This window comes from uncultured Methylibium sp. (assembly GCF_902826655.1).
Taxonomy (GTDB): domain Bacteria; phylum Pseudomonadota; class Gammaproteobacteria; order Burkholderiales; family Burkholderiaceae_C; genus Methylibium.
Window position 1 is genome coordinate 1 of the sequence record NZ_CADEFR010000113.1, and the last position, 4554, is coordinate 4554.

Genomic DNA, 4554 nt, shown 5'->3' on the forward strand with positions numbered 1-4554 from the left:
CTGCTCTACCTGCCCTACGTGCCCAGCCTGCACGAGGACATGATCCTGCGCGGCCGCCGCATCCTGGTCGACCAGATGGAGTTCCTGCTCGCCAGCGTCCCCAGGTCGAGTCGCTTGCACGGCTGAGCGGCGACAGGCGCCTCGAATCGCGCCGGCCGTTGCGCAGCAAGGCACGCGCGGTCTGGGCCGACGATCGGCGCTCCTGCCGCCCACTCACGATTCTTTACCCGTGCTTGCCCAAGCCTCTCGCTCCCGACCCCCGGGCCCCTGACGGACAATCCGTCAACGAGCGCGGACGAGGCACCGTTGTGCCGTCATGACGCCCCAGGAGAAGCTGCCATGAAGACCTTGTTGACCGCCGGCCTGGTGCTGGCGCTTGCCGCCTGTTCCACCACCAGTCCCGACGTCATCAAGCGCGGTGACGCGCAGCGCCTGTCGACGGTGCAGGATGCCGTTGTCATCAACGTGCGACCGGTGGTCGTCGAGGGCTCGCAGTCCGGCATCGGCGGGACCGCCGGTGCGGTGGCCGGCGGCGTGGCCGGCAGTTCGGTCGGTGGCCGCCGCGAAGCGGTGGTGGTCGGCGTGCTGGGGGCGGTGGCGGGTGCCGTGGTCGGCAACGCCGTCGAGCGCGGCGCGACGCGCGAACAGGCGATCGAGATCATGGTCCAGATGCGCAACGGCGAGCGCCGCGCGATCGTCCAGGCCCAGGGCAACGAGAGCTTCCAGCCTGGCGACCAGGTGGTGCTGATCTCGACCGGCGGCACGACCCGCGTGACGCGCGCGCAGTCGGTCGCACCGCGCAGCTGACGGGCGCGACCTAGATGTCGGGCGCCAGCGCGGCGCCCGGCTGGCGGTCGCACTCGGCGAAGACGCGCACGCGGCATTGCGCGCAGATCTGCGGGTCCAGCCGCGGCACGATGCGCGCGATCGCATGCTGCTTGTCGGCGTGGATGTGATCGCGGCCCAGCGCATCGAGGAAGCCCGAGCGTTCCCACAGCGCCAGCACCGGCGGCCGCGGCCGGTGGAAGTGCAGGTCGCCGCCGATCGCACGGCGGGCCCGCAGCTCCTCGTCCCACACCTGGGCGCCGGCCGGGTCGATGAAGTTCATGCTCTTGCTCATCACGAGCAGGTGCCTCGGCGCCTGCGCCGGTTCGCGCAGCGCATGCAGCGTGTCCGACACATGCTGGGCCGCGCCGAAGTAGACCGCGCCTTCCATCCGCAGCAGCTTGAGCTGCGGACACTCGGGCAGTGCAGCCGGATGGCCGTCCAGCACCACGAAAGGCCGGTTCGGCGCGGTCGAGTCGAAGCCCATCGTGCGCATCGCCGGCCTGGCCGTGCGCTGCAGGTAGGCGCCCAGCGACAGCAGGCTGCCCAGCAGGATCGCGACCTCGAGCCGCAGCGTCAGGGTCGCTGCCAGCGTGGCCAGGGCGATGCCGAACTCGCCGCGGCTCAGCAGCCGGAGCTGACGCCAGCGCGGCAACTCCAGCAGCGAGGCGGCCACCAGCCACAGCAGGCCGGCGATCGCAGCCAGCGGGATCAGTGCCAGCAAGGGCGCGCTCGCCACCACCAGCGCGGCGAGCCACAGCGCCGAGAACACGGCAGCCAGCGGCGTTCGCGCGCCGGCCTCCAGGTTGGGCAGTGACCGGTTCAGCGAGCCGCAGGAGACATAGCTGGAGCTCAGGCCACCGACCAGGTTGGACAGCCCCTGGCCGACGAACTCGCGATTCGCGTCGATGCGCTGGCCGGCGCGCGCCGCCACCACCTTGGCGATCGAGATCGACTGCGCCAGCGCGACGATGGTCAGCGCGAAGGCCAGGCCCAGCAGCTCGGGCAGCGCGGCCGGGTCGACCTGGGGCACGTGCCAGGTCGGCCAGGGCGCCGGAATCGCTCCGACGCGCCGGACCGCGTCCAGGCCGAGCGCCGGCAGTGCCGAGGCGGCGGCGGTGCCGGCCGCCAGGCCGACCAGCATCGCCGGCCAGCGCGGCGCGATGCGACGCACCGCCACCGCGACCCCCAGTGTCAGCGCGGCGATCAGCAGCGCGCCCGGGCGGACGCTGCCGAGTTGCTGCCAGACCGCCAGCAGCACGCCGCCGGCACCGTGGCTCGCGATGTCGGTCAGGCCCAGGCCGTCCTTCAGCGCGTGCACCGCGATCAGCAGGGCGGCGCCTGTCGTGAAACCCAGCAGCGCCGCCGGCGAGATGAAGTTGGCGACCGAGCCCAGCTTCAGCATCCCGATGAGCCACTGCATCGCCCCGACCAGCAAGGTCACCGCGAGCGCCAGTTCGATGTAGGCCGGACTGCCAGCCGCGGCCAGCGGGGCCAGCATCGCGAACAGCGCCAGCGAGTTGGCGTTCGTCGGCCCCGACATCACATGCCGGCTCGATCCGAACAGTGCCGCGACGATGCAGGGCAGGATCGCGGTCGCCAGGCCGTACTGCGGCGGCAGGCCGGCCAGCGTCGCGAAAGCGATGCCCTGCGGCAGCACCAGCACGGCACCCAGCAGGCCGGCCAGCAGGTCGGCGCGCAAGGTCGGGGGGGACAACTCGCGGACCCAGCCTCCGAAGAGGCGCACGGACCAAGGGGAAGGGCGAATGCCATCGGTGGCGGGCATGGCCGATGATAGAAGCGGCTACTCCCGAGCTCACTCGACCTCATGGCGCCCCCCGATCGCTCTGCCTCCCCGGCCGTCGATGCCGTGACCCGGGCGCTGCTGCGCGCCCATCGCGAACGCCGGCGCTGCAGCAGCCTCGACCCCGCCTTTGCCCTGCGCGACGACGTCGAGGCGATGGCCGTGCAGGATGCGGTGTGTGCGGCGCTGGCCGGCACCGATGAAGTCCGCACCGTCGCCTGGAAGGCCGGGGCCTCCGGTCCTGGCGCGCCGGTGAGCGCTTGTCCGCTGCCGGTGGCCGGGCTGCATCATGGGGCGACGCGGCTGCCCGGCACGGCGTTTCACCAGCGCGGTGTCGAGGCCGAGATCGCCTTTCGCCTGGCCCGGCCGCCCGAGTGCCCTGCCTCGGACGACGAGGTCCTGCCTTGCTTCGACGCCCTGTGCGTTGCCATCGAGGTGGTCGACTCGCGCTGGATCGAGGCCATGGCGGCCACCGAGCGGCTGCGCCTGGCCGACCTGCAGTCGCACGCGGCCCTGGTGCTGGGAGACTGGTTGCCGCTGCGGCCGATCGACTGGGCGACGCAGGCCTGCCGCGTCCTCGTCAACGGCGAGCCCGCGGCGCGTGGCGTCGGCACGCACAGCTGCGTGGATCCGGGCCGGGTGCTGGGCGGCTGGCTGCGTCACGCGGCGGCGCGCGGTGCGGCATTGCAGGCCGGTGACGTCGTCACCACCGGCAGCTGGGGCCGGGCGCTCTGGGTCGGGCCGGACGACCACGTCCTGGTCGACTTCCCCGGCCTCGGCAAGCTGCGCCTTGCCTTCGAGCCGGGCTGACGGAGTCCGGCGTGCTATTGAAAGCTCGGCGCCGGCCCCTATAATTGTGCTAGCACTCGAACAAGCTGAGTGCTAACAGAGCCGGAAGCGGTTCGTTTCCAGGCGCTGCAGCTTGTGAGCTTGCGCTGACTGCGCAGCCAGAGTCCACCGACCCTACCGATAGCCATCAAGGAGATGCGATGAAACTTCGTCCTTTGCACGATCGCGTGATCGTCAAGCGCCTCGAACAGGAAACCAAGACCGCCTCGGGCATCGTGATCCCCGACAACGCCGCCGAGAAGCCGGACCAGGGCGAAGTGCTCGCCGTCGGGCCCGGCAAGCGCAACGACAAGGGCGATTTCGTCGCCCTGAACTGCAAGGTCGGCGACCGCGTGCTGTTCGGCAAGTACAGCGGCCAGACCGTCAAGGTCGATGGCGACGAACTGCTGGTGATGCGCGAGGAAGACCTCTTCGCCGTCGTCGAAGGCAAGTAATCCCCCCAGCAATTCCAGATCCGGAGAACTCAAATGGCAGCAAAAGATGTTGTGTTCGGCGGCGACGCCCGCGCGCGCATGGTCGAAGGCGTGAACATCCTGGCCAACGCGGTCAAGGTCACGCTCGGCCCGAAGGGCAGGAATGTGGTCCTGGAGCGCTCGTTCGGCGCGCCCACGGTCACCAAGGACGGTGTCTCGGTCGCCAAGGAGATCGAGCTCAAGGACAAGCTCCAGAACATGGGCGCCCAGATGGTCAAGGAAGTCGCTTCCAAGACCTCGGACAACGCCGGTGACGGCACCACCACTGCCACCGTGCTGGCCCAGGCCATCGTGCGCGAAGGCATGAAGTACGTGGCCGCCGGCATGAACCCGATGGACCTGAAGCGCGGCATCGACAAGGCGGTCATCGCCCTGGTCGAGCAGCTGAAGAAGCAGTCCAAGCCGACGACGACCAGCAAGGAAATCGCCCAGGTCGGCACGATCTCGGCCAACTCCGACGACACCATCGGCAAGATCATTGCCGACGCGATGGACAAGGTCGGCAAGGAAGGCGTGATCACCGTCGAGGACGGCAAGTCGCTCGAGAGCGAACTCGAAGTCGTCGAAGGCATGCAGTTCGACCGCGGCTACCTGTCGCCGTAC

At 70.2% G+C, this 4554-nt stretch carries 5 protein-coding genes and 1 pseudogene; 5 read left to right on the top strand and 1 reads right to left on the bottom strand.

Going from position 1 to position 4554, the window contains the following annotated elements; translation table 11 throughout:
- Positions 1-126: pseudogene (locus tag QZV97_RS20340) on the top strand (HNH endonuclease); the annotation flags it as partial.
- A gap of 213 nt (positions 127-339) precedes the next feature.
- Complete coding sequence (locus QZV97_RS20345) at positions 340-807, top strand: glycine zipper 2TM domain-containing protein (protein WP_295647163.1); 468 nt, start codon at positions 340-342, stop codon at positions 805-807.
- 10 nt (positions 808-817) lie between these two features.
- On the opposite strand, the gene QZV97_RS20350 is transcribed toward QZV97_RS20345, so the two are convergent.
- Positions 818-2611, bottom strand: coding sequence for a SulP family inorganic anion transporter (locus QZV97_RS20350; protein ID WP_295647165.1), 1794 nt, complete (start codon positions 2609-2611; stop codon positions 818-820).
- A 42-nt stretch (positions 2612-2653) separates the two neighbouring features.
- On the opposite strand from QZV97_RS20350, the gene QZV97_RS20355 reads away from it, so the two are divergent.
- The 3 genes from QZV97_RS20355 to QZV97_RS20365 form a co-directional block, all read left to right on the top strand.
- Positions 2654-3439 carry a fumarylacetoacetate hydrolase family protein gene (locus tag QZV97_RS20355; protein WP_295647167.1) on the top strand — a complete coding sequence of 262 codons (786 nt, stop codon included), beginning with the start codon at positions 2654-2656 and terminating at the stop codon, positions 3437-3439.
- A gap of 179 nt (positions 3440-3618) precedes the next feature.
- The gene (gene groES / locus QZV97_RS20360) at positions 3619-3912 is read left to right on the top strand and encodes a co-chaperone GroES (protein WP_295647169.1); all 294 of its coding nucleotides are present in this window, start codon (positions 3619-3621) and stop codon (positions 3910-3912) included.
- A 33-nt stretch (positions 3913-3945) separates the two neighbouring features.
- Positions 3946-4554: TCP-1/cpn60 chaperonin family protein (locus QZV97_RS20365; RefSeq protein ID WP_295647171.1), on the top strand; the 609-nt coding region annotated here is incomplete at its 3' end.